Annotated in this window: 15 protein-coding genes; 7 read left to right on the top strand and 8 right to left on the bottom strand. The window is 48.1% G+C overall.

The features are described from left to right. Positions 1-51: 51 nt before the first annotated feature. Both ACO6UX_RS17905 and ACO6UX_RS17900 read left to right on the top strand, forming a co-directional pair. Positions 52-2,526 (top strand): hypothetical protein, encoded by a 2,475-nt coding sequence (locus ACO6UX_RS17905; RefSeq protein WP_422449744.1) that lies wholly within the window; start codon positions 52-54, stop codon positions 2,524-2,526. A gap of 170 nt (positions 2,527-2,696) precedes the next feature. Further along, the gene (locus tag ACO6UX_RS17900; protein WP_422449743.1) at positions 2,697-4,196 is read left to right on the top strand and encodes a serpin family protein; all 1,500 of its coding nucleotides are present in this window, start codon (positions 2,697-2,699) and stop codon (positions 4,194-4,196) included. A gap of 24 nt (positions 4,197-4,220) precedes the next feature. Here the strand turns inward: ACO6UX_RS17900 and ACO6UX_RS17895 are convergent, their stop codons facing one another. Continuing rightward, positions 4,221-4,472, bottom strand: coding sequence for a hypothetical protein (locus tag ACO6UX_RS17895; RefSeq protein WP_422449742.1), 252 nt, complete (start codon positions 4,470-4,472; stop codon positions 4,221-4,223). Between the two features lie 113 nt (positions 4,473-4,585). On the opposite strand from ACO6UX_RS17895, the gene ACO6UX_RS17890 reads away from it, so the two are divergent. Continuing rightward, positions 4,586-6,712, top strand: a complete 2,127-nt coding sequence (locus ACO6UX_RS17890; protein ID WP_422449741.1) for a serpin family protein — start codon at positions 4,586-4,588, stop codon at positions 6,710-6,712. A gap of 66 nt (positions 6,713-6,778) precedes the next feature. Here ACO6UX_RS17890 and aceF read toward each other — a convergent pair whose 3' ends face one another. From aceF to ACO6UX_RS17875, 3 genes are all read right to left on the bottom strand, one after another. Then, the gene (aceF, locus tag ACO6UX_RS17885) at positions 6,779-8,728 is read right to left on the bottom strand and encodes a dihydrolipoyllysine-residue acetyltransferase (RefSeq protein ID WP_422449740.1); all 1,950 of its coding nucleotides are present in this window, start codon (positions 8,726-8,728) and stop codon (positions 6,779-6,781) included. A 28-nt stretch (positions 8,729-8,756) separates the two neighbouring features. Further along, a complete protein-coding gene (aceE, locus tag ACO6UX_RS17880) occupies positions 8,757-11,414 on the bottom strand; it encodes a pyruvate dehydrogenase (acetyl-transferring), homodimeric type (RefSeq protein ID WP_422449739.1) in 2,658 nt (885 codons plus the stop codon). Positions 11,415-11,845: 431 nt separating this feature from the next. Next, entirely contained in the window at positions 11,846-12,712 is an 867-nt protein-coding gene (locus ACO6UX_RS17875; protein ID WP_422449738.1) for a lysophospholipid acyltransferase family protein, read from the bottom strand. Positions 12,713-12,846: 134 nt separating this feature from the next. On the opposite strand from ACO6UX_RS17875, the gene ACO6UX_RS17870 reads away from it, so the two are divergent. Together ACO6UX_RS17870 and glnE are read left to right on the top strand one after the other, a co-directional pair. Then, a complete protein-coding gene (locus tag ACO6UX_RS17870; RefSeq protein WP_422449737.1) occupies positions 12,847-14,499 on the top strand; it encodes a hypothetical protein in 1,653 nt (550 codons plus the stop codon). A gap of 185 nt (positions 14,500-14,684) precedes the next feature. Continuing rightward, on the top strand, positions 14,685-17,570 hold the full coding sequence (glnE, locus tag ACO6UX_RS17865) for a bifunctional [glutamate--ammonia ligase]-adenylyl-L-tyrosine phosphorylase/[glutamate--ammonia-ligase] adenylyltransferase (RefSeq protein WP_422449736.1): 2,886 nt from the start codon (positions 14,685-14,687) through the stop codon (positions 17,568-17,570). A 153-nt stretch (positions 17,571-17,723) separates the two neighbouring features. Here the strand turns inward: glnE and ACO6UX_RS17860 are convergent, their stop codons facing one another. After that, entirely contained in the window at positions 17,724-19,001 is a 1,278-nt protein-coding gene (locus ACO6UX_RS17860) for a hypothetical protein (protein ID WP_422449735.1), read from the bottom strand. 354 nt (positions 19,002-19,355) lie between these two features. On the opposite strand from ACO6UX_RS17860, the gene ACO6UX_RS17855 reads away from it, so the two are divergent. Then, positions 19,356-20,285, top strand: coding sequence for a branched-chain amino acid transaminase (locus tag ACO6UX_RS17855; RefSeq protein ID WP_422449734.1), 930 nt, complete (start codon positions 19,356-19,358; stop codon positions 20,283-20,285). Positions 20,286-20,493: 208 nt separating this feature from the next. On the opposite strand, the gene ACO6UX_RS17850 is transcribed toward ACO6UX_RS17855, so the two are convergent. The 3 genes from ACO6UX_RS17850 to ACO6UX_RS17840 all read right to left on the bottom strand — a co-directional run bounded on the left by ACO6UX_RS17850 (position 20,494) and on the right by ACO6UX_RS17840 (position 24,013). Next, entirely contained in the window at positions 20,494-22,011 is a 1,518-nt protein-coding gene (locus ACO6UX_RS17850) for a hypothetical protein (RefSeq protein WP_422449733.1), read from the bottom strand. Positions 22,012-22,116: 105 nt separating this feature from the next. Beyond that, positions 22,117-22,521 carry a NirD/YgiW/YdeI family stress tolerance protein gene (locus tag ACO6UX_RS17845; protein WP_422449732.1) on the bottom strand — a complete coding sequence of 135 codons (405 nt, stop codon included), beginning with the start codon at positions 22,519-22,521 and terminating at the stop codon, positions 22,117-22,119. Positions 22,522-22,621: 100 nt separating this feature from the next. Beyond that, positions 22,622-24,013 (bottom strand): hypothetical protein, encoded by a 1,392-nt coding sequence (locus ACO6UX_RS17840; protein ID WP_422449731.1) that lies wholly within the window; start codon positions 24,011-24,013, stop codon positions 22,622-22,624. Positions 24,014-24,252: 239 nt separating this feature from the next. Between ACO6UX_RS17840 and ACO6UX_RS17835 the strand changes: the two genes are divergently transcribed. Next, the gene (locus ACO6UX_RS17835) at positions 24,253-25,707 is read left to right on the top strand and encodes an aminoacyl-histidine dipeptidase (protein ID WP_422449730.1); all 1,455 of its coding nucleotides are present in this window, start codon (positions 24,253-24,255) and stop codon (positions 25,705-25,707) included. The last annotated feature ends 55 nt before the right edge of the window (positions 25,708-25,762 follow it).

Genomic DNA, 25,762 nt, shown 5'->3' with positions numbered 1-25,762 from the left:
CCGTCGATATTAAGGCTACCCCCAAACAACTGTGAGGCAGCTGAAAGGATCATGGAACAGGCCATTGAGTACATGCTTCGAAAGTTAATATGGCCGAAAGCAAGGTTAACTGGCAGAACGACCAGACAATGGTTTGCATCAGCTGCCTGTATTTTAAGCCTTAGCAGTCCTTTCTCTTCGGCAAATGATGAAAACCTGCTGCTGAGTGAAGCGGAATCCCCTCCCTTTATCCACACCTTCCAGCAGTCCGACTTTAAAAATGGATCTGAGCTGATCATCAGTGGTAATAATGGCTCAGACAAACAGCAAATCCTGATTGTGCGGATTGATAATGAAAACTCCGCAGATTACCGGTCCAGGGTCAACCAGGAGTTTACGCTCTCACCCGGTCCGTTTGCCGTGGTACTGCCCCTCTCAGGGCTGAAAACATCCGGCGGACAACCGTTTACACAGCCATACACCAAACTGTTTGTGTTCAGTGCCGATATGTGGGCGGGCATCGAGCTGGAAAAAATCCATATCAGCTCCGCCGCCAGTCTGCCCGAAAACACCCTGGCGCTGGATTTTGGCTCAGGCGACAGTGCGGCTTTCCCCGGCTTTGAATCCATTGGCAAAAACAGCTCATACCTGCAAGGCAAAATCACCGAACGGGTTCGTACTTCCGGTGATGCACTGATTCGGGATGGTATTGCCGGGGTTACCAGCCTGCAGATCCCCTGGTCTGATGGATTATGGAAACTCAGCCTGTGGACACAGGATCAAGGGGAATGGGAATACCTGCCTCACTTTCTTAAACGGCAAATCATCGCCAATGGCACCACCATCGTTGATGAGAAGTTTACTCAAGAGCAGTGGATCAATGACGTTTATCTGGCTGGCAGGAAAAAAGAAGGCGGTATCGATGGGGACTTGTGGGCGTTGGTTGGTGAACGCCGAAGTCACTTTATCAGCAAAAACATTGGTGTCATCAACGGGATGTTGACTATCGATCTGACCGGTGACTATGACGCCAGATACCTGGCGGCTCTGGTTCTGGAACCTATTAAAGGTACCTTTGCCCAGGCCACCCAGAAAAAACGACAGGAACGCCTGCTAAATCAATGGCCTGTAGCGACTGAGCCATACACCCCGCCAGACTCACTGTCACTGGCAGATATCAGCCAGCAGGTAAAAGATGATGACACTTTTTATCTGGCAGCCAGAAACAGCCTGCTGAACCTGACCTTTGAAATAGCAAGCCCGATGGATGATGTTGCACCCGCCGTTGTGGTTTCCCCGCCCAAATCGTCGGATGGAGAACCCTTAACCGTCATCACCCGCTATGGGCACTGGCGCTATGAAAGACCAACGCCCAATGCCACGTCACTGATACTGGATGACAGCTATCTCCGTGCCGATATGGCAAGCCTTCGTCTCTCCAGCAAAAGGCCCAGACGTCTCTATGTTCAGGTGGAAGTTCCCGCTGAAGCACGCGCTGGCGACTACGCTGGTATGATTCAGCTGTTCAGCGGTGGTGAACTGCGGCTGCTGCATTATAATGTACGGGTACTTCCGACCGTGCTGCCAGAACTGGAAACCCCTGTAGGCCTCTATCTGGAACCGCCACCTTACTATCAGTGGTTCAAGGCACTGGCAGGACAGAGTGCCAATGCCACCTCCTGCGATCTTTCCCTGCTGGCTTCCCACGGTTTCAGCACGGTTGCCCCGGCATTGGCAACACCTGGCACCGAGACCGGACGACAGACGTTTATTCAGCAACTGCAGCAATTAGTACGCTTTGGCTTCAACGGTAAGATTCTGGCTTACGCACCGTTGAAACGCCTGTTAAGTCAGAAGGGCGAAGCAGAGGCAATAGCGGACTTAAAACAGCTGCAACAGTTATCAGAGAACCAGAATCTCCCTGAAATTTACTGGTCAATTTTTGACGAGCCAGCCAAAGATCACTTCTCGCAAATAAAGAACACCGCCAGAGTGCTAACCGATAACGCTCTGTCATTGAAAACGGCTGGCCATTTGAACCATGACCACCAGGCTGAACTTGCCGAAGTAACGGATCTTCTCCTGATCAACCACGGCACCGAAGTGACCGAAGAAAATATTGACGATTGGCAGGAAAACAGCACGGTCTGGCTATACAACATGCCCAAACCCCGGTTAGCAGCTGGCCTGTATCTCTGGCGATCCGGTGCTGAGGGCTATTTACAATGGCATGGCCGTATGCCGACTGCCGACCCATTTGATCCCATCGATGGTCGGGAGGGGGATGTTATGTATATCTACCCATCTGCCAGCCGGTGTCCGGAAGTTCTGGACATTCATCGCCGTTTTCTTGATTTGCATGAAGCGACCCTTGATCTGCGTTGGTTACAGTGGCTTGAGGGCATATCCCACAAACAAACAGAAGCCCAACAGCTTCTGGCGGAACTTCGGGCAGAGATACCGCCACAATGGGAACGGGCGGCATTAATAACAGAGGTACAGCGGATGGCAATACGTGACCGGATACTGTCAATCATCAGTAAGTAGTTAACCAAATGAAATCGTATTTTCTGACTCATTAATGATTATCAAATGGAGAGAATATTATGGGACCGATATCGTCAGGCCCAACACGATCAGTGCCATTGGAGCCATTAACTCCCCCGGACACATCCTCCCGGAGCGATTTATCGGCCTCTGATATCGTTGAAAAACTGATGGATACCGTATCGTTTGCGATCCTGAGTATTACCGACAAAAAAAGCAGGGTAGTGTCTTCTGCCAGCCTGGCACCGGTTCTGGGCATGGTTCTGGCCTGTATGAAAGATAACGCCAAGAAGGAATTGCTCCTGAAAATCCCCCCGGGCTCGTTAACTGAAGAGCTGGAGATGGAAATCCATCAAAAGCTTGGTGAATTCAGCAAAGACCGACCTTATGATGAAACTGGCAAGATCATCTCTGCCGCTAACTTTGTTGGTACAGCCTCTATTACCACGGATCAGTATCTTGACCGGATACTGTCTGAATGTTATCAAACCCAAACGTTGGAAATTGATAAAGAGAACGTAGCGGACGCCGCAGATACTTTTGTTAAAAAGAAAACCAAAGGAAAAATCACACAGTTATTTGATGATCTTACTGAATTTGAGCGGAACCAGATTTCATTGGTATTAGGTAATGTAATGGAAATCCGGGGTGTCTGGAGGGAAGCTTTTCCCCTGAATAGTAAGGCTTCGAGCCGTTTTCTGTGTGCAGATGGAACTATGAAAAGCGTCAGGAAGATGCGTATAAAAGAAGATTTACACTTTGCTGGCAATAAAGTGTTTACTGCCATTGCCAAAGATTTCCGATCGGAAAATGGGGAAGATCTTAAATTGGTCGCGATAACACCGAACAAGACCAGTGCGACAGCGATTAACAAACTTGATTCTGAAACCATTAACCATCTGATTGGCAAATTGGATGAAAATAAAACGGAGATTACGCTGGATCTTCCAGTTATAGAAGTTAAGAAAGGTGGTGATACTGAACTACTGGAAAAAATTACAGATGCCCTGGGAACATCCATAACCGCTCAGGATTTGTCCAGGTTAAACCCATCACCCACTTATAATCTGCGGATGGTGCAGAAAATCAAAGTATCCGTTGACGAACAGGGTGCTGACAGCACAATTGCCACTGCTGCAACAGCGGCTTCAAGGGGGGGCGAAAACACCTTTAATATTGACTGCCCCAGCTATATAGCCATTGTAGGCAGCAAAGGTAATCGGTTGCTTGAGATGGTCATTAAGGATGACAGCTTTTTGGTGCCTGATGGTTCGCCTGTGATCACTATCCCTGAAGGTTGGAAAGATGTTGATCCGTGGCATGATGATCAGTCGGATTATGATGATGACGTTAATACCTCTACATTAAACAGGTTATCAACTCCTGAACCTTTTCAAGCTGTTAATGATGTGAGTACATTAATACAACATGGGCTTAACCCGAGTGGAGAGCTGAATATTTCCAGCGTTAAGTTATTTTATGATTATGAGTTATCTATCACTGTTGATACTGTGGATACCGCAAATAAGGTTAGACAAAAAGTATTTGAATTAATTGATGAAGAAGAACATAAAAACTTTGTTGACGTTTGGGAGAGATTAGAACCTGTTAAAGTAAAGGTTACATTCAAGGCTTGGAAAGCACTGCGTGATAAGTTACTTCGTGAATAAATAAATACAATGCAAAACCGGAGATTAATCACCTCCGGATTTATTAACAAAAGTCTCAAAGAAGCCATTGCCGATATCGGTCAACAATTCACCCTGCATGAAATTTGCGATTGGTATGCTCAGCTTGTGCATGTGGTGCTGGCGCAGGGCTCTGGGGACCGAGAATAGACCAAAGATTGTGACCGTCCAGGGAACTATTATCCACACAAAATGTCTTAATAATATCCAGGTCGGCAACTCTGAATATCCATTTATCAGATCAATACTGTAAATCATTACAGTTTTCCGTCACTTGCGGCTGATTAACAAGACAATCCCTTGCCACAAAGCATGGAGGCAGCGAGTTTGTCCTCGCTAAATAATTTTTATCAAGCATTGGAGAGAATACTATGGATGCCATACCTTTTGACCCAGGGATGTCAGCGTTATTCCAGAGAACAAATCTGCCAGACACAGCGTCCCCGGCCACTTTATCGGCCTCTGATATTGTTAAAACAATGGTGGATAAATTATCCCTTGAACTCTTGGACATTAAAGGCAATAAAAGTAAGGCACTCTCTCTTGTCAGCCTGCTTCAGGCTCTGGGCATGGCTCTGTTGAGTATGACAGACGACACCATCGTGGCATCGGCTCTTGGCATCTCCCCGGGTTCCTTAACTCAAGACCTGAAAGATAAGATTCATACAGAACTCGGTAAATGTGCCGTAAAACACTCTAACGATCCTGACTCTGATCAGTCAATCCGTATCACTAACTTTATTGGGTCTACCTTTTGCTACGATAATGAGCAGTATGAACAGTCACTGTCAAAATATTATAAAACCAAAAAGCTGGACAATAATAACAACGGCAAGAACCTTGCCGACACCATAGATTCTTTTGTTCATGATAAGACCGAAGGAGAAATTGATACGGTTTTTGGTCATCTTACTGAATCTCAGCGGCACAAAGTTGAAGCGGCTTTAGGCAGTGTGATGAATTTCCAGATTGACTGGGATGAAAGATTTTCTGAAGATGACACGGAAAAGGGGCTATTTCAGTGTGCAGATGGAACTTTTATTAATAACGTCCTTATGATGTGTAAAACTGAAGTTCTTAACGTGGCTACTGACGGAAACTTTGCGGCCATTGCCAAAGAATTCCGATCTGCAAATGGAGAAGATCTTAAATTAGTGGCGATAAAACCACGCAAAAGCAGTGCGACAGCAATTAACAACCTGAATTCTGAAACGATTAATCATCTGATTGACAAGCTAAAAAATGTTGAAATGGAGGTTGAGCTAAAACTACCCAAAATTGACATAACGAACAGTTGTAATACTGAGTTACTGGATAAAATTAATCAGGTATTAGGAACCTCCATAAAAGCACAGGATTTATCAAAGTTAGGTACACAGTCGGATGATCAACTGCACATAGTTCAGAAGATCAAGGCATCCATTAATGAAAAGGGTGCCCGTGGTTCCATTGCCACTGCAGCAGTAGATATAGGTAGGTCATTATTTATAGACCCAATTTGCTTTGATTTTAACTGTCCTGGCTACATTGCCATTGTGGACAGGGAAGGTAATCGGTTGCTTGAGCTGGTCATTAAAGATGGCCAATTTTTGGTCCATGATGGTCCACCCATGGTCACAGACGCTGAAAACTGTAACTCTTATAATCAGAAATTTTTTAAAATAGATGACTTATCTGATGACGAAGATAATACACCTGATAATAAATGCTCCGAATACCAAGCTGATAATAAATGGTCCGAATACCAAACTTATAATAAATGCTCCGAATACCAAGCTGATAATAAATGCTCCGAATACCAAGCTGATAATAAATGCTCCGAATACCAAGCTGATAATAAATGGTCCGAATACCAAGGATTAGCCACTCAAGTTGTGCCGTCATATGATACAGTTTTACCTCTGCTTGGTAATAACATCGAATTATCAGATACCAAAGACTATGAAACCAGATTGTTACCACAAGACAATAGGCAGTTACAAAAAGACCTGAAAACCAGTATTGAATCCCCTACAGCCTCTGTAGCTTCTCAAAAGGTACTGGAAAAAGCAGAACCAGCCTCGCAGCAGCCTGGTGTTTCCCGGGAACAAAGTCCTGTGAAAACGCCTTCACCAGCAGAAAATGAGAAGTTACCAGCCTCTGCAATAGATAACTCTTCAAAGCATTTATCTACTGGCCACACACCCTCTACAATAGATGAGTTTTCAGAGCTTTTATCTGCTAACCCTTTGAAAATTTTTGATGTGAGTACTTTAATAAAAAACAATTTTAAACCGAATGAGGATTTCAACATTAAAAGCGCTGAGGTAGGTAGATCCTCGTTAACAATCAAGGTTAAACATGAGAAAAACGCCATTAAGATTCGAGAAAGAATATTAGAATCAATTGGAGAAGAACATTGTCGTAATGTTCAGATTTGGGAAAATTTTGATCCTGTTCACGTAGATGTTATGTTTAATGCCTGGGACGCACTGCGGGAAAATTTAGCTTCTTCATAACTTCCAATTAAATACAATACCGAATCCGGAGATTAATCATCTCCGGATTTTTTATTAACCAAAGTCTCAAAGAAGCAGCTTGCGAATATCGGTCAACAATTCACCCAGCATTGTCGTGAAACGTGCTGCATCCGCACCGTTGATGGCTCTGTGATCATAAGACAGTGACAACGGTAACATCAGCTTCGGATCGAAGTCCTGGCCATTCCACACGGGCTTCATGGCGGCCCTGGACAGACCAAGAATGGCGACTTCCGGCGCATTGACGATCGGAGTAAACGCCGTGCCACCGATAGAACCCAGGCTGGAGATGGTAAAGCAGCCACCCTGCATTTCATCAGGCTTCAGCTTCTTGTCACGGGCCTTACCGGCCAGCTCGATACATTCAGCCGACAGTTCCCACAGGCTCTTCTGATCGACGTTCCTGATCACCGGCACCAGCAAACCGTCGGGCGTATCAACCGCGACTCCAATGTTGATGTACTTCTTGTAGATCAGCGTTTCACCATCAGGGCTCAGGGAAGCGCAGAACTGTGGCAGCTCTTTCAACACATAAGCAACGGCTTTCAGAATAAACGGCAGTGGTGTCAGTTTGGTACCACGGGCCTCGGCCATGGCTTTCTGAGCCTTACGGAACGCTTCCAGTTCAGTAATGTCACACTCATCAAACTGGGTAACGTGTGGCACATTCAGCCAAGAACGCTGGAAGTTCTGAGCCGCCACTTTGCGCAGGCGATTCAGGGCCACCTTCTCGATGTCCCCCCACTTGCCGAAGTCAATCTCTGGCATGGCTGGAATACCCAGACCAGTAGAAGCACCTTGTCCTGAAAGTGCCTTTTCACTGAGGCGCATCTTCACGTACTTTTGTACGTCTTCTTTCAGAATGCGACGACGTGGACCACTGCCGGTCACTTCAGCAAGATCAACACCGAACTCACGAGCCAGTTTGCGTACCGCAGGACCTGCATGGAATTTGCGGTTGGTACGCTTAAGTTCCACAGGGTGCGCTTCTGCATGTGGAGGTGGTGCCGATGGTGCGCGGGACGGAGCCTCCTGCTTCGGTGGCACAGTGGCAGGTGCAGCGGCTGCAGGCGCTGGCTGGCTGACAACCGATGCTGCTGCGCCACCAGACACTTCAATATCCAGAATCAGGTCGCCCTGGCTAAGGGTATCGCCTTCTTTGACCATGATGGCTTTCACAACACCGGCAAACGGTGCAGGCACTTCCATGGTCGCCTTGTCAGATTCCAGAACGATCAGTGACGCTTCTTCTTCAATCTGATCGCCAACGCTGACACAGACCTCAATCACGGGAACGTTCTCAGCACCAATATCAGGTACTGTTACTTTCTCCATGCGTGGTCCAGACTGAGGCTCGGGTGCAGCTGGCACAACAGCGGCAGGCTCTGGAGCTGCGGCTGGAACCGGCGCAGGCGTTGCAGTGACATCACCGCTGCCATTGACTTCAACATCAATCACCAGGTCACCCTGACTCAGGGCGTCACCTTCCTTGACATGAATGGCGGTCACCACCCCTGCTACCGGGGAAGGCACTTCCATGGTCGCTTTGTCGGACTCCAGGACAATCAATGAGTCTTCCAGGGCAACGGTGTCACCAACCTTCACACTCACCTCAATAACCGGCACATTTTCAGCACCGATATCGGGTACATGCACCGACTCAGTCCGGGAGCCACCAGCCGCTTCAACCACCGGGGCTGCCGACACGGGGGCTTCTGCTGGCGGTCCTCTGTCCGCTATGGGCTCGACAACCTCAGATGCTGCTGCAGCCATCTTAAGCATCGGAGCACCTTCGCTGACATTGTCACCCATATTCAGCAGCACTTCTGTCACCACGCCATCCCTTGGTGCCGGGACTTCCATGGTGGCCTTGTCAGACTCCAGAACAATCAGGGAGTCTTCGGCCGATACCGTATCACCGGGCTGGACGCAGATTTCGATGACTTCTGCCTCACCGCTGCCGATATCCGGAACCTTGATGATTTCGTCACTCATTCCTCATACCTTCTCTTCAGTTCCGGACTTAGCAATACAGAGGGTTAGCTCTGGACGGGTCAATATCAAACTTCCTGATGGCCTCGCTGACCACGGACGCTTCCAGCTCACCATCCTGAACCAGCGCATACAGGGCAGCCACCACGATGAAGTAACGGTCTACCTCGAAGAAACGACGCAGCTGTTCACGGGTGTCAGAGCGACCAAATCCATCCGTGCCCAGCGAAACAAAGGTTGCCGGCACAAACTCACGGATCTGGTTCGCGTACTGGCTCATATAGTCAGTCGCGGCGATAACCGGACCTTTACGGCCAGACAGCTGCTGCTCAACCCAGCAGACTTTCTTATCAGCTTCAGGGTTCAGCATGTTGTAACGTCTGGCGTTCTGACCATCCCGGGCCAGCTCGTTAAAGCTGGTTGCGCTCCAGATATCCGATTCAACGTTGAACTCATCACGCAGAATACCGGCAGCTGCACGGACTTCCTCAAGGATAGTGCCACAACCCATCAGCTGGACCTTAAGCCCCTGGTTACGGGAATTTTCTTCCAGGTTGTAAAGTCCCTTGATGATGCCTTCGATCACTTCAGGGCCTTCCGGCAGCGCTGGCTGACGGTAGTTTTCATTCATGGCGGTGATGTAGTACCAGACATTGTCACCGTCGCCATACATACGTTGCAGACCGTTCTGGATAATCACCGCCATCTCATAGCCGTAGGTTGGGTCATAGCTTATGCAGTTCGGTACGGTGGATGCCAGAATGTGGCTGTGGCCGTCCTGATGCTGCAGACCTTCACCGTTCAGCGTGGTACGACCCGCAGTGGCACCAATCAGGAAGCCACGGGCCTGGATATCACCCGCTGCCCAGGCCAGATCGCCAGTACGCTGGAAACCAAACATGGAATAGAACGCATAGAACGGAATCATCGGCACGTTGTTGCTGCTGTAGGAGGTTGCCGCAGCAATCCAGGCGGCGTGGGCACCCGCTTCGTTAATGCCCGCTTCGAGAATCTGCCCCTGTCTGGATTCTTTGTAAAACATCACCTGGTCGGAATCTACCGGCTCATAGTTCTGACCTTCCGCAGAGTAAATACCCAGCTGGCGGAACATACCTTCCATACCAAAGGTACGGGCTTCATCCGGAATGATCGGCACAATGTGCTTGCCCAGGCTCTTGTCTTTGGCCAGCGCACCCAGAATGCGTACGTAAGCCATGGTGGTGGAGATTTCCCGTTCGCCACTGCCTTTGGTCACCGCTTCGAAAGCCTCAAGGCCCGGAATTTCCAGCTTAACGTCGGTTTCTACGCGGCGCTGGGGAATAAAGCCACCCAGCTTTTCACGACGCTTGCGCATGTACTTCATTTCCGGGCTGTCAGCGTCGGGTTTGAAGTAAGGCAGGGTCTCAATGTCTTCGTCTTTGATCGGCAGGTCAAAGCGGTCACGGAAGTGCTTCAGGTCATCAACCGGCAGCTTCTTGACGTTATGGCTGACGTTGGCCGCTTCACCGGTGGTACCGGTACCGTAGCCCTTAACCGTCTTGGCAAGAATGACGGTAGGCTGGCCGTTATGGTTAACCGCCTCGTGGTAGGCCGCGAAGACTTTGTAGGGGTCATGGCCACCCCGGTTCAGACGCCAGATATCATCATCCGACAGGTGTTCAACCAGCTTCAGCGCTTCAGGGTCACGGCCAAAAAAGTGCTCACGGGTCCAGGCACCGCCTTTTGCCTTACAGTTCTGATAATCACCATCAACGGCCTTGTCCATCACTTCCTGCAGCTTGCCATGTTTGTCCTGGGCCAGCAGCGGATCCCAATGACGGCCCCAGACGACCTTGATAACGTTCCAGCCAGCCCCCCGGAAGATGCCTTCCAGCTCCTGAATGATCTTGCCGTTACCACGGACCGGGCCATCCAGACGTTGCAGGTTACAGTTGACCACGAAGATCAGGTTATCCAGCTTCTCACGACCGGCCAGGGAGATGGCACCGAGAGATTCCGGCTCATCCATCTCACCATCCCCGAGGAATGCCCAGACCTTACGGTTTTGATCCCGGGACATGCCACGGTTAATCAGGTACTTCATGAAGTGAGCCTGATAGATCGCCTGCAGAGGGCCGAGGCCCATGGATACGGTCGGGAACTGCCAGAAGTCAGGCATCAGTTTGGGGTGAGGGTAGGAGGAAAGACCATTGCCATCCACTTCCTGACGGAAATTATCCAGCTGGCCCTCGTCCAGACGACCTTCCAGAAAAGCCCGGGAGTAAATACCGGGCGCGACGTGCCCCTGGTAATAAATCAGATCGCCTTCACGGTAACTGCCCTGGCCGTGGAAGAAGTAGTTATACCCGATGTCGTAGAGAGTGGCACTGGAGGCAAAGGAAGAGATATGTCCACCCAGGCTGCTGTCCTTCTTGTTGGCGCGCATCACCATAGCCAGCGCATTCCAGCGGACCAGGGAGCGAATACGACGCTCCATAAACAGGTCGCCGGGCATACGGGCTTCTTTTTCCGGTGGTATCGTATTGCGATACGGCGTGGTAATCGCGTAGGGCAGCTGCGTACCTTTGGCACGAGCATGCTGGGAAAGCCGGGTCAGCAGAAAATGAGCACGGTCTTCACCTTCCTGCTCCAGAACGGAATCCAGTGCTTCCAGCCATTCCCTGGTTTCTAATGGGTCGATATCATGCATACAAATCGGCTCCGGGATCGATACTGCTACAACAAACTTTGTGATCGTTATTGTTAATGGTTGATTACTTGCAATCATCAAGCATACGCACAAGTTTCGTCTAACAGCCAAAGCTTTAAAAAAAATTGATACTAATCAAATGCAATATAACTACAAGATAAGCAATTCCCGCAATGAGTACCAGTACTTACATGTATTTTTATTGCAAAAAGTATTGATTTTTATAGAAAAACTTCGCAACAGAGACAACAAAAACAAACACTTTTGCTCACAATCTATCAACCCTGGATTTTATTGGCTAAAAACCGAACTGTCTCAGGGTCTGCCAACAGAAATTTGGGTATCGTTTAATAACTGATGTCATCAGACACATAATGACCTGCAAACAGGGCTTTTAAATCCGAAAAGCCAATGTCTGGCAGGGCAATGTACTATTCATCACTTTTCCGGCTTCGTTTCCAGCGGCGATGACTCCAGAGGAACGTTTCCGGCTGTTCATAGATCGCGGCCTGTGCAGCACTGACATAAGCATCAATAACCGGATGGTGATTTTTGTCTTTGGTTTTTTCATAAGGGGGCAGAGCCAGCGCTTTAAATTCAAGTTCATAGTAGCCGCGTTTTAGTCGTCGACACTGGGCAAAAAAGACCGGGTATTGAGTCAGTAAGGCAATTTTTTCCGCTCCAAGGTAAAAAGGCGCTTCTTTATTGAGATAAGGGACCCAGTAACTGCGCTCTCCTTCTGCCGGGGTCTGATCGGCCAGCATCACAAACAGCCGGAAACCATTTTTGCCCTTAAGAATGTCCCGCCCGGCCTGTTTCATCGGAATGGGGCGGGAATGAAAGCGGCTGCGAATCTCATGGATAAACTGATTCCAGCCTTTGTGGTGCAAAGGCTTGTAAACCGGATCAATAGGCACACCGAGGTGTTGTGACACGCTATGGAGCATCCACTCCCAATTGCCCTGGTGGATGGTTAACACAATGATTGGCCTGGACCTTTCCCGGGATGCCGCCTCCAGGGCATCAGCGCCAACAATTGAGCAGCGTTCTTTAAACGCTTCTGCGCTCATGCTGTGGGCCTTGATCACTTCAAAGGCAAGGTCCGACAGATGCCGGTAAAACTGTCTGGTCACATCAGCAATATACGCCTCCCTTTTTTCCGGAAAAGCCTGTCGCAAATTCTTGTGCACAGTTCCTGTTCGATATTTGGAGAGATAAAAGGCGAACAAATAAAAAAAATAGGACACAATATAGATGACCTTAAAAGGAAGTCGGGAAATCAACTTGGCAAAAAACATAACAAAACAGGCTCTTCCCTCTGAAACAAAAATGACCACTAAAATAATAAACCTGAATATTATGAACTTTTCAAATTAAATATAATCAAATCCGCCCTATCTATTAAATTAATGAGATTATAAAACGTGTAAGTATGGATAGTATTTCACTGTTAGAAACACCGATGTTTAAATCGGCATTAGAGTCTAATAAAAAAGTAACTCAACCGGTACGTCATAATAATAAAGAAATTTCTATTGGGGGAGTTCGTCATACCTCTGCCCATCGTGCCGGTTACAGGTCAGTGAAAGAGATCCCCCTGGGCGAACGATCGATCAGTGATCCAGGCCCCATTCTTGTCAAGTGCAATAACAATGTATTTTGGGACTTATCACGTATTGACCTTAAATCGTTGCTCCTTCCGGGAACCTTTTTCACCGACCAATCAAAATATATTGTCGGTTTGCAACTTGCCCGACATATTGCCGAGATTTTTTCTTACGGTACAACCTTGAAAGAGAAGGACATAGAAGCACTCAATACCTTTCAACAAGATCAATATAAGTTCTGCAAACTTAAACTGTTCGATTACCCTGCTCAATGTGTTTTTTTCGATCTGGTAGGCAGTAAGCTCAGGCATTTGCTGTCTGAAGAGCTGGTTGCAGAACTGGACGCAAAACAGCTTCAGGACTATTTACTGGTAAAGGAAGGTTTTATTAATCTCCAACTTAACACAGAGCAAAAAGCAAACATTGAAAAGCAAGTCAGAGTCAGTGCCATAGAGGATGCAGAGACCGTATGCAACGCACAGAAATATCGATATTCTCATCCCGATGGCATGAAAGGGGAAATTTTTGTCAAAGCTACAGCCCCCAAAATCCGGGGTGTGTTATCTAAAGTTCTGGGAGAAGTGGCCCGGGGAGGTCTTCAATTGCAAGATGCCCCGGAGTTTATAGGCTATGTCCCTGCAGAGATAGCCAGTTCTCTGATAGATAAATCAGGTTTTACCGACAGCACCTGGTCAGGCAACTTCCTGCACGGTAGATACTCTCATGTACTGGCACTGGCATTTCTCAGTAGAGAAGCCGGTCTGACGGAAACAACACTGAAAGCCGTGGTGGCCCATGGCCTTTGGGACGATCTGTTAGACCAAAGCCCCTATGCAAAAATAGATATTCAACAATTGGGTGATCATGAATACCTGATTCATGATAGAAATCCATTCACCGTGCCATTCAGCCCTTTCGCATTTCAGGAAATGCTTTGCACTGGCCAGGTTTCTTCTACCCTGCGGCAGGTTGCAAAGTTAATTGCAGGACTCTCAGCTTGTGAATATGCCATGCTCACAACCTCTTTTCAGGAGAAGCTTACTCCTGAAAGGCTCTTGACGATGGCTCAAAATATCCAACTGCTGGAGCACATTATTGCCCTGGAGCACCATAACGACATATTTGAAATCAAACAGTATTTTGATATGCCAACCTTTGGACTTGTTCCCCTGGAGATTCTTGAACTAAGCAGCGGGTGGACACTTGGACAATTTACAGCGTTCAGGCAATCCAATGAACTCTCGGCGTTTGCCGCCAAAAAAGCATTCAAGCGGGGAGATAAAGTTGTTTCCGTCACAACGCATTATGACAGTCCACTTTATCGACTATTTGGCTATGCACCTGTTTGTCAACAGGAAATCAAGAAGCTAAAAGACTTTGATATACAACCGGCTTTTACCAGCTATGTTGCCTGGCCAGCAAAAAACCACCCCTGCAACCGCTTAAGACTTACCCAGGCTCCTGGCAATAACGTTTGAGGGCCTGATCCGGGCAGCGTTGAAAACGGGTATATGGCTATAGTCATCCCATTCTCATAAAATGGCACCAGCAACCAGAAGAGAGCGGGTTTATGGAGTCACTCAGGGCACAACTCAGTCAACAATTAACTGCCTGCGGGTCAACTGACACTAATACGGAAATTCTTCCTGCAGAAATCAGGAACGTGGTCACTGCTCACTTGCAGCAGTTTATGGATAACAACCCGTCATTTACTTTTCCTGGTAGCCTTTTTCCTGACCAGAGCGATCAACTGAGTCCCGGGCTGATGGATCAGCTGATCCATTGCTGGGCAGGCAGTGACTTTGCCGCGCAGCAGTGCATTCGTCACCCCCAGTGGCTTGCCAGCATTCTGGAAAACCATGACAAACTCCCTGATTTAGCCCGAACCCACCCGGAACGTTTACAAACAGCACTGGCAGCGGTTGAAAATGAGCAGGACCTGATCAAGGCTCTCAGACTTTACCGCAACCGGGAAATGCTGCGGATTATCTGGCTCGACCTGAATCGCCGGGTCAGCATGTCGGAAACCACAGCGGATATGTCGGCCCTGGCGGATGCCTGCATTGATAGCGCACTCAACTGGCTTTACCAGGACAGCTGCCAGAGCATGGGAACACCCTATGGCACAAACATCCCGGGGGAAGAGACGGTTCCCCAGAACATGGTGGTACTGGGTATGGGCAAATTGGGAGCCAGAGACCTTAACCTCTCTTCAGACATCGACCTGATATTCACCTACCCCTGCCAGGGAGAAACCCGTGGCAGCAAAAAGGTCATTACCAATCAGGAGTTTTTTATCCGCCTTGGCCAGCGACTGATCAAGGTGCTGGATTGTCAGAGTGCCGATGGTTTTGTGTTCCGGGTTGATATGCGACTGCGGCCTTATGGTTCCAGCGGAGCACTGGCCATGAGCTTTGCAGCGATGGAGCAGTATTATCAGGATCAGGGCCGGGACTGGGAGCGTTACGCCATGCTCAAGGCCAGGGTGGTTGCCGGAAACATGCTCGCAGGCCAGCTACTGCTCAGCCAGCTGCGTCCTTTTGTTTATCGTCGCTACATTGATTTTGGCTCCATCAGCGCCCTGCGGGAAATGAAGCAGCTGATCCGCCGGGAAGTGAAACGCAAAGGCATGGAGAGCAATATCAAGCTTGGGCCAGGTGGCATTCGTGAGATTGAGTTCATCATTCAGTCTTTCCAGTTAATACATGGCGGGCGTGACCGCAGTCTTCAGGAGCGAAACCTGCTGAAGGTTCTATCAACGCTGCAGCGCAAACACTATTTTTCTCCTGACGAAGCCAATGAGCTGAAAGCCGCTTATATTTTCCTTCGTAATCTTGAACATGCCATTCAGGCCATCGCCGATCGGCAGACTCAGGATCTGCCGAAAAGCCCGAAGGCTCAGGCACGGGTCGCCTTCAGTATGGGGCAAAAAGACTGGTCCGGGTTACTGGGAAAGCTGGAAGAACACCGTCACCAGGTCACCACTTATTTTGATGCGGTTATTGCTGATCCTGAAACCACAAATGCCAAAGATCCTCATAGTGACCAGTGGCAAGCCCTCTGGCTTGACCAACTTAGCGAGGAAGAAGAACAGCAGCTGATGGCCCGAGAGGGCTTCAAAAATGTCGATGCCTCATGGCAGCGACTGATTTCCCTGCGAGATAGCAAAGCCATTACCCGGGTCAGAAGGCAGAGCCGTGACCGTCTGGATAAGTTCATCCCACTGTTGCTGGGAGTGGCCGCCAACGCCACTGAACCTGATACTTTTTTACTGCGAATTCTTCCGCTGATTGAGGCAGTGCTGCGTCGAACCGCTTATCTGGTTCTGCTGATCGAGAACCCTGCCGCCCTGGAGCACCTTGGCAAACTCTGTATTGCCAGCCCATGGATTGCTGAACAGATTGCCCGATTCCCAGCACTTCTCGATGAGTTCCTCAATCTTGGCGACCTCTATAATCCACCGGAAAAAGAAGCATTGGCCGACGAGCTGCGCCAACAGCTCGCCCATATTGCGGAAGATGATCTTGAGAACCAGATGGAAGTTCTGCGCCACTTCAAAATGGCCCATGTCTTACGAGTGACGGCTGCCCAGGTGTCCGGCACCCTGCCTCTGATGAAAGAGAGTGACTACCTGACCTGGATTGCTGAGGTGATTCTTGATGCCGTTCTGGCCATTGCCTGGCGCAACCTGGTTGAAAAATATGGAATGCCCCGGGATGCTGACGGCAACCTGTGTGATCCCGGCTTCATTATTGTTGGTTACGGCAAGCTGGGCGGTATTGAGTTAGGCCCCGGCTCTGATCTTGACCTGGTCTTCATCCATAATGGCGGTACCAATAAAGAGACCAATGGACCCAGGGCCATTGACAGCACCACGTTCTATACCCGCCTGGGCCAGCGAATCATCCATATTCTGACCACACAGACACCCTCGGGTATTCTTTATGATGCAGACATGAGACTACGGCCATCCGGCTCGAAAGGATTGCTGGTCAACTCCTTCACTTACTTTGAGAAGTACCAGAAAGAGGAAGCATGGACCTGGGAACACCAGGCCCTGGTGCGTGCCCGTGTGATTGCCGGTGACCCAACACTTGCACAGAAGTTTGCAGACCTCAGATCAGCTATTCTCAGCCAGCAACGGGATGTTAACAAACTCCGTGATGATGTTGTTGATATGCGCCAGAAAATGCGGGAACACCTGAGGTCAACATCATCTTCAGTCAATAGCGGTGAAGTCTTCCATTTAAAACATGACCCGGGCGGCATTGTTGATATTGAGTTTCTGATGCAGTTTGCCGTTCTGCGGTACTCCAGCCAGTACCCGTCGCTGTTGAAGTGGACCGACAACGTGCGGATTTCTGAAGAACTGGAGCTTGCTGGCCTGTTGAAACATGACGACGCCCATCAGCTTCGGGAGGCTTATAAAACCTTCCGGTTCTGTATTCATCAAAAAGCATTACAAAACGAGGTACCTGAAGTAGACAATACCTCTGGCGACTATCTGCGTCAGGCCGTTATGGCTATCTGGGCAGACTGTATGAAATGAGCAGGAATCCAACGACAGTTAATTGATTATGTGTAAACTCTCAAGGGGATGGCCGCCCTGTGGATGGCCACCCCGTGGAGCACTTTATGCGTTTCTGTCTTTATCCCCGCCCGCGCAAGCCGAAGATGAGGGTGGTAAGGATTTTAGACAATTTTACTCACTGCCACTGGCCTTCTCACCGACGTTGATCCTGATAAATAGACTGCCACCCGGAAGCATGTGTGTAAGATCAGTGATTGCCATAAATTTATCGCAACCAACAGCTCTATTCATGCTCTCCGGTTTTTGGAAGCTTGGGATCGTCCGGTCGGGTTCAGTTCTATTTACTCCCAAAACTTCTTTTCCTTCCCCAACTATCTCAAAGGATAAAGTTTGATCGAATGGCCAAGGCAGAATGTCGTCATACATGCCTTTCATAATTGATATAAACAGACTGATGTGGGTGCCTTTTCCGTTACCATCGCCATTTGGATATATTGTTGCCTTCATCCTGTATCCTTCCGGTGCCGAATAGAAAACCGGACTGTCAAACGATGTTTCTATGTCGATACTTGCCTTGTCTATGGCTTCTCTGAAGTTGTCTATTCTCCATAAAAACGTTCCATCCGTGCGCTGTTCCTGCAATTCCTCTATTTGAATTTTACTATCAGCGCAGGTTACCGAGAGGTTTCCTACATTGCTTTGAAGTTGTTCTATCGTTTTGTTCAGTTGAATGATTTGCTCATCCTGCTCCTTGTATCTCTTTTGCAGATGTTCAAGTATTTTCATGCCCGACATTAACTGCATCTGAACCATACTTTCTTCATTCCCGGATCCAGCGGCCCTCTCTGGGAGGCTGTCAAATGTCATCAAATCCTCTGTTGGATAGAGTCCCTGCGGTGCAACTACCGGGGCAGGAAAGCATCCATGATGTTCGCCATGATAATGGTCAGGCAAATAGCTTAACTCCACGGCCTGACGACATTCATCACCATTATGGTCCTTCGCACAATATACTATGAGGCGCCGGGAAAGAGCGGTCAGTTCTCCATGCTCATCATACTTCTTGTAATTAATAGGATCTGCCTTTATAAAACACTGTAGGTCAGATGCTAAAGTATACCCCTTCAGTGATGGGAGTATTGATGCGTCTTTTGGTCGCACATCAATGATGGCGCTGTTAACGATCTCCCTGTGATGCAAAGGCCTGCCTTCCATGATATGTCTATTACCCTTCGAACATTCGCCACAGTACATTCTGCTCTCAATTTCATTCAAATCCTCAGGTTTACATCGAAACAATGCTCCGCTGGTTGTTCTGAATACTTTACCGGACAAGGCTTGCTGCCGATCCCGATCATAAATCAGTACCGGTTCCTGATGATCAACCTCCCCATATCGAGAAAGATCACTTCCGTCCGGTAAGTAACCGAAAGAATTACCCAGGTTCATTAGCAATAGCTCCTGTTTAAATTTTTTGATACAGCAACCTGTAGATACATCAGACAAGAGACCCAATCTTAAATGTCAACTGTCAACTGTCAAATGGCCTCAAATTTTGATGAACTATCAAAGTACTTTCTGACCATAAATTACTCGATCGGTTCAATTAGAAATGGCTTAATCGTTAGAATATTCTGAAAAGATCTGAAACCTGCGCAGCTGGTTCCGGTAAAATGATAACGCTTGAGAATTTTGCAATCCCCTGCCGTGGACAATCACTCTTTGGCATCAGAGAAAAGTTGTGATCCAATAGTCACTTCAGACTCTTTCACCAACAAAATAATTTAGATCTGGAGTTTCCCGATGTCTTTCGCCGATCGTGATGGCGTTATCTGGTTAGATGGGAAGTTAGTTCCCTGGCGTGAAGCCAAAACCCATGTGCTGACCCACACCCTCCATTACGGAATGGGGGTTTTCGAAGGTGTCAGAGCCTATAACACGCCAGAAGGACCTGCCATTTTCCGTCTGAAGGAACACACCGACCGCCTGTTTCGCAGCGCCCACATCCTGAGAATGGAAATCCCCTTCAGCAAAGAAGAACTGAACGAAGCACAGAAGCTTGTCGTTCGTGAGAATGGGCTGGACGAAGCCTACCTGCGGCCAATGTGCTTCCTGGGCTCTGAGGGTATGGGGTTAAGAGCCGAGGGCCTTCAGGTTCACACCATGGTTGCTGCCTGGAACTGGCCTTCTTACATGTCGCCGGAAGCGCTTGAGCGTGGCATCAAAATTCGTACCTCTTCCTATACACGACACCATGTAAATATCACCATGTGCAAGGCCAAAGCCAACGGGAATTACATGAACTCCATGCTGGCGCTGCGGGAAGCACTGGACAGTGGCTGTGAAGAAGCCCTGCTGCTGGATAACGAGGGTTATGTGGCGGAAGGCAGTGGTGAGAATGTCTTTATTGTGAAAGAAGATGGCATTCTCTATACCCCGGAACTGACTTCCTGCCTGGAAGGCATTACCCGGGATACCATCATCCGGTTTGCCCGGGAGCTTGGGCTGGAAGTCCGGGAAAAACGCATTACCCGTGATGAAGTATATATTGCCCGTGAAGCATTCTTTACCGGCACGGCAGCAGAGGTAATGCCTATTTGTGAACACGATGGGCGCAAGATCGGCTGCGGCAAGCGTGGCCCCGTTACTGAAAAGCTTCAGTCCATGTATTTTGATCAGGTTCGTGGCAAGCGACAGGAAAATCCAGAGTGGTTAAACCACTGTAAGCTATGAGGGTGTTGCGAAAGGCCTTAAAAGAAGGGAACCACAAAGATACAAAGACACAAAATTTTTTCACGGCTTGCCTGATCCGGGAGGCTGTCCGAGGGTAGACTGCTCTGCGCGGCAACTGCTCCTGCGTTGCTCTAAGAGGCTGTCTGAGAATAGCGCCCGTAGCGAGGACGGGCGCTATTTTCGGTCAGCCTCCCGGGTAATCAACAGCTTATCTTTTATCAATCCGATAAAGACCGCAGATACCAATATATTCCCCCAAACCTTTAAATATCTCAGGCGGAAAACCCGGTATCACAGGTTTCATGACTATTCCCATTCCTGTTAATGCTTTGGAAGAGAAAAGCGACTCTTGATCACTGGCCTCAGAAATGACCATGAAACTCTTACCTCCCCGATCAAACCAGGACTTAATGACCTTGGGTAGGAATTCATCAGAGCCCATCAAACGCCCATTATCCATGAAAATGGGCTGCGGGGCATCGAGTACCAATGCTGATGAATCGATGTTTCCACCAGTCAAAGCAAGTATTTTGGCAAACTTGTCAACGCTGACAAAAACATCCGCTTTATTCACCCTGGTAAAGGTTTTTTCCGGTGGATTGATATCAAAGCAGGTTGAGGGCATGCCTGCATCAATCATACTTTTAGAAAAATAACCGGATCCCGCCATAGGGAAAAACAATCGGTCAATATTATTCGCTCTTAGATAATCGTTAAGATACTTTGCCGAGGCTTTGGAAATACTGGAATAAATACAGAGCTCAATTTCACGATAACCAGCAATCATCGCTATCACATTGATAGCTTGATCATAATGGGAGTGATTGAGCTTCATAGCTACCCTTTCCCTGTGATATTGCAATGGCATGCTTTCACTGGCAAGGCGTTGATCAAGTTGAAGGACGTCAAAAACACACACAGGGTCAGAAGAGATCATATTGATATAACGCATTATTGACAGCGATTCCGTGCACAGCTCTCCATTTAAAAGCTTTGACATGTCCGTCAACTGACTATAGAGAGAGTCCAGAATACCAATATTCAATATTAACCTACGCTTATCAACATCACCGTCATTGCACAAAAACTGGCCACTTTTATTGATCAGTCTAAATGCTTCCTCTAAACAGGAAGTTTTCTTTGGAAAACCCTGAAGAAGAGGCAGTGCCTTTTCAAAATTTGATTTATGTTTACTATCAACCGCGTCCAGTAACTTCTCGAATAAAGCAAATTTTTCATAGTCTGATGTCGCACGGGATAGCTGCGCGATGGTGCCTGAATAGTCCGGATCATTATTTAACCCTTCAGCAACATGATGTTTGAGTAAATAATCTAACCGCAAGCCCGTATCTGCCGGTGAAAAAGCAAAACGACTACCGGACGGCATGGAGACTGATCTGGCGACTACCGAAACATCACGGGGAGATGAGTCCGAAAGCGTGGCAAGGTCAGTTTGTGGAGTCGTCTCAGGTATTAATTCATCTGTGGTAACCCTGGTTTCACGATGATTGAATAAAACCTCCCCGAAAAGCCCGGTTAAATCATCAACAGCCTGACTGCTATTAGAATGAGCACCAGAATAAGCATCAAATTGAGCACCATCATATTGGGGCTTGTCTGTTGCGTCCACAATAAGCTTCCAACAAATAGCATTTGTTTCACTTTTCAGACAGCTATATTCCAGCATTGTTCCCTGAAAAATTGCTGATTCGTCTGTATGTTTCAACGATAGACGACTGTTTTGCACCTTATAAAAGTAGAAGACGAGGGGCTAATTTAAGAGATGATGGTTAGCTGTCTGTTAGCCTGACTTTTGTATGCTTTCTGTACCCTACTTGCTGATAATTCGCAGAGACTTTACGTCTACTTCAACGGCGGATACCCGATCAACATCCACCTCACCAATAATCTCTACTTTGGTATTGGCTGTTACCGGTTGCGGTGGAAAGTCGTTATCATCAATATCCGCGATGATTTCACCGGTACCATCGTTAAACAGGTAAGTCTCATGTTTAACTTTTCGGACCAGATTACCCCTGAGGACGACCCGCCTGTCGTCCTGAGGATTCTTCAGGATAGCGGCGACGGTTGTCATACCATCACCGGAGTCAGGTACGGAACTCACCCCTGATCCGGGGCCGATATAAGCACCTTCAGCCACAAACACCGTGAATGCCAGCAAGACAACGGTAGACCATCTGACTAACTTCTGCACATAAACCTCGTAGAGTTTCATTATCGAGACACCCTGACAGTGACTTATATTTCAACTGGAATAATAGGAGAAAAAGGCAGTCTCGCCAGAGTTTTGCTGTCTCCAGCAGGCAATCAACCACTTATTTTTTATCAATCCGATAAAGACCACAGACACCGATATGCTCCCCCAGGCTTTGAAATATCTCAGGAGGAAAGCCCGGTATCACCGGTATCATGGCTATTCCCATTTTTGTTAATGCTTTGGAAGAAAAAAGCAATTCCTGATCACTGGCCTCAGAAATGACCAGCAAATTCTTACCTCCCCGATCAAACCAGGACTTAATGACCCTGGGAAGAAATTCATCAGCGTCCACCCAGCGCCCGTTATCCATGAAAACGGGCTGCGGCGCATCAAGTACCACTGCTGATGAGTCCATGTTACCACCAGTCGAAGCAAGTATTTTGGCAAACTTGTCGACGCTGACAAACACATCCGCTTTATTTACCCTGGTATAGGTTCTTTCCGGTGGATTGATATCAAAGCAGGTTGAGGGCATGCCTGCTTCCATCATACTTTTAGAAAAATAACCGGATCCTGCCATAGGAAGAAACAATCGGTCAATATTATTCGCTCTTAGATAATCGTTAAGGTAGTTTGCTGAGGCTTGAGAAATGCTGGTATAAATACGTAGTTCAGTTTCACGGTAACGAGAAATCATCGTTATCAATTCGATTAAACGAGTATCAGCAGGACCCCATTTACACCTTAGAACTATTTGCTCCTTGTGCTGAGACAGCTCTTCCCCATAACCGGAGAGTTGACGAGGGTTCATGACATCAAGAACAAAAATGGGCTCAGGAAAAATCATATTGGTATAACGAATTAATGAAAGCGATTCCGTACACAGTTCTCCCTTTAATAGCTTTGACAAGTCCGTCAACTGGCTATAGAGAGCGTCCAGAACACCAACATTAAATAGCAAGCTACGCTCATCAATATTACCGTTAATGCTTGAAAACTGATCACAATTATTGATCAGACGAAATGCTTCCTCTGCCAGGTTAGTGTACTTTGATAAATGCCGAAGAAGAGAAATTGCAATCAATCTATTTGAACCATGTTTACATTCAACCTTTTCTTGTAACTTTTCAAATAAAGATAATTTTTCATGATCTGATGTGGCATCGCACAGCTGCTTAATGAGGGCTGAATAGTCAGGATCACTATTTAACCCTTCTGCAATAGGATGTTTGCGCAAATACTCCAACCGCAAGCCCGTATCGGCCGGTGAATAAGCAAAACCACCATCAGACGGCATAGAGACTGATCGGTCAACTACCGGAACATCACGGGGGGAGGAGTCCAAAACCATGGCAACATCCGTTTGTGACGTTGTCTCAGGTACTAATCCAGTCGTAACCCTGGTTTCACGATGATTGAATGAAACCTCCCCCAGAAGCTCTGTTACATCATCAACACTCATGTTGCTGTCAAATTGAGCACCCGATTGGGGCCTGGAGATTGCGTCCAAAATAATACATCCAGTCAATAACGTTTGTTGCACTTTTCAGACAGCTATATTCCAGCATCGTTCCCTGAAAAATGGCGGACTCATCCGCAGGCTTGCCTGTTGCCACCATTGACGACTGTTTTGCACGATATAAAGGTAGAAAACCCTCATTGATGTTTATCCCCGGCACCCTCACTATACGGCTACTGCAAATATATATTCCGACACAGCAGTCAATATTATTAGCCCTGGAGTCTTAAATGAGCGCTATCCACGAACTGCAGCCCAACGCGCTATGGCAACACTTTTCCGCCATATGTGACATACCTCACCCTTCGTTCCATGAAGAACAGATTCGTGAGCATTTGATTGGCTTTGCCAAAGAGCACAATCTTGAGTGGCAGTCCGATGCGGCAGGCAATGTCATTATTCGCAAAAAGGCGACACCCGGTATGGAAAACCGTGCCGGTGTTATTCTTCAGGGTCATATGGATATGGTGCCTCAGAAAAATAACGATACCGTTCATGACTTCCCCACTGACCCGATTAAAGCCTATATCGATGGTGACTGGGTGACTGCCGAAGGCACCACCCTCGGTGCCGATAACGGCATCGGTATGGCGGCAACACTGGCCGTATTAGCTGCCAAAGACCTGCAGCATGGTCCTGTTGAAGCGCTGTTCACCGCTACTGAAGAGACCGGAATGATCGGCGCTCAGGGGCTGCAGCAGGGTGTTCTGACAGGCAAGATCCTGCTCAACCTGGATACTGAAGATGAGGGAGAACTCTACATTGGCTGCGCCGGTGGTACCCGTATCGAGATCAATGGGGATTACACGACTGAAGCCGCTCAGGATGGATTGACCTGCAAAACCCTGTCCATTGCCGGACTCAAAGGTGGCCATTCCGGGTGTGATATTCATCTGGGCAGGGGCAATGCCATCAAATTGCTGGTCCGTGTCCTGCACCGCCTGGAGGCAGAAGGTGTGCGTATTGCCAGCCTGACCGGTGGTTCCCTGGCCAATGCCATTCCCCGTGAAGCGTCTGCGGTCATTGCCGTTCCTGAGTCATCACTGGAGGCTTGTGAGCAAATTATTGACCAGTGCAGCAATGAGCTGACTGCCGAATTGGCGGTGGTGGAGCCCAACCTGACACTGACTCTGAGTGAGGCTGCGCCCGCTGCCGAACTGATGTCTCTGCAGGATCAGAACCAGTGGGTAGCTGCGGTGAATGCCTGTCCAAATGGAGCCCAGAGAATGAGTGACTCCATTGCAGGCGTGGTAGAAACCTCTTTAAACCTGGGTGTTCTGACCATCAATGAAGGTAAGATCAAAGCCCATATCCTGCCAAGAAGTCTGGTGGGCAGCTGTAATGATGCCCTGAGTGATGCTGTCGCTGGTCTGTTCCGAATGCTGGATGCCGAAGTCATCTTCTCCGACAGCTACCCGGGTTGGAAACCAGATGCTGACTCTCAGATTCTGGCTATTATGAAACAGGTTTATGCGGAGCTTTATGGTCAGGAGCCTGGCGTACAAGTGGTTCATGCCGGTCTGGAATGTGGCCTGCTGGGCAGCAAGTACCCAGAGTGGGATATGATCTCCTTTGGCCCAACCATCCGCTTCCCGCACTCTCCGGATGAGAAAGTAAATATCAATAGCGTTGCCAGGTTCTGGGATCTGCTGGTGGCTACCCTGAAAGCGGTTCCGGAAGCGTAATGCGATGGTTGCCCTATGTTTGTGACAGCGCCTAAGCGGAACAGATTGATGAACT

It is taken from the genome of Endozoicomonas sp. ALB091, assembly GCF_049310265.1.
GTDB lineage: Bacteria > Pseudomonadota > Gammaproteobacteria > Pseudomonadales > Endozoicomonadaceae > Endozoicomonas.
The sequence above is the reverse complement of the archived record's forward strand: the minus strand, read 5'-3'. Positions and strand labels throughout refer to the sequence as shown.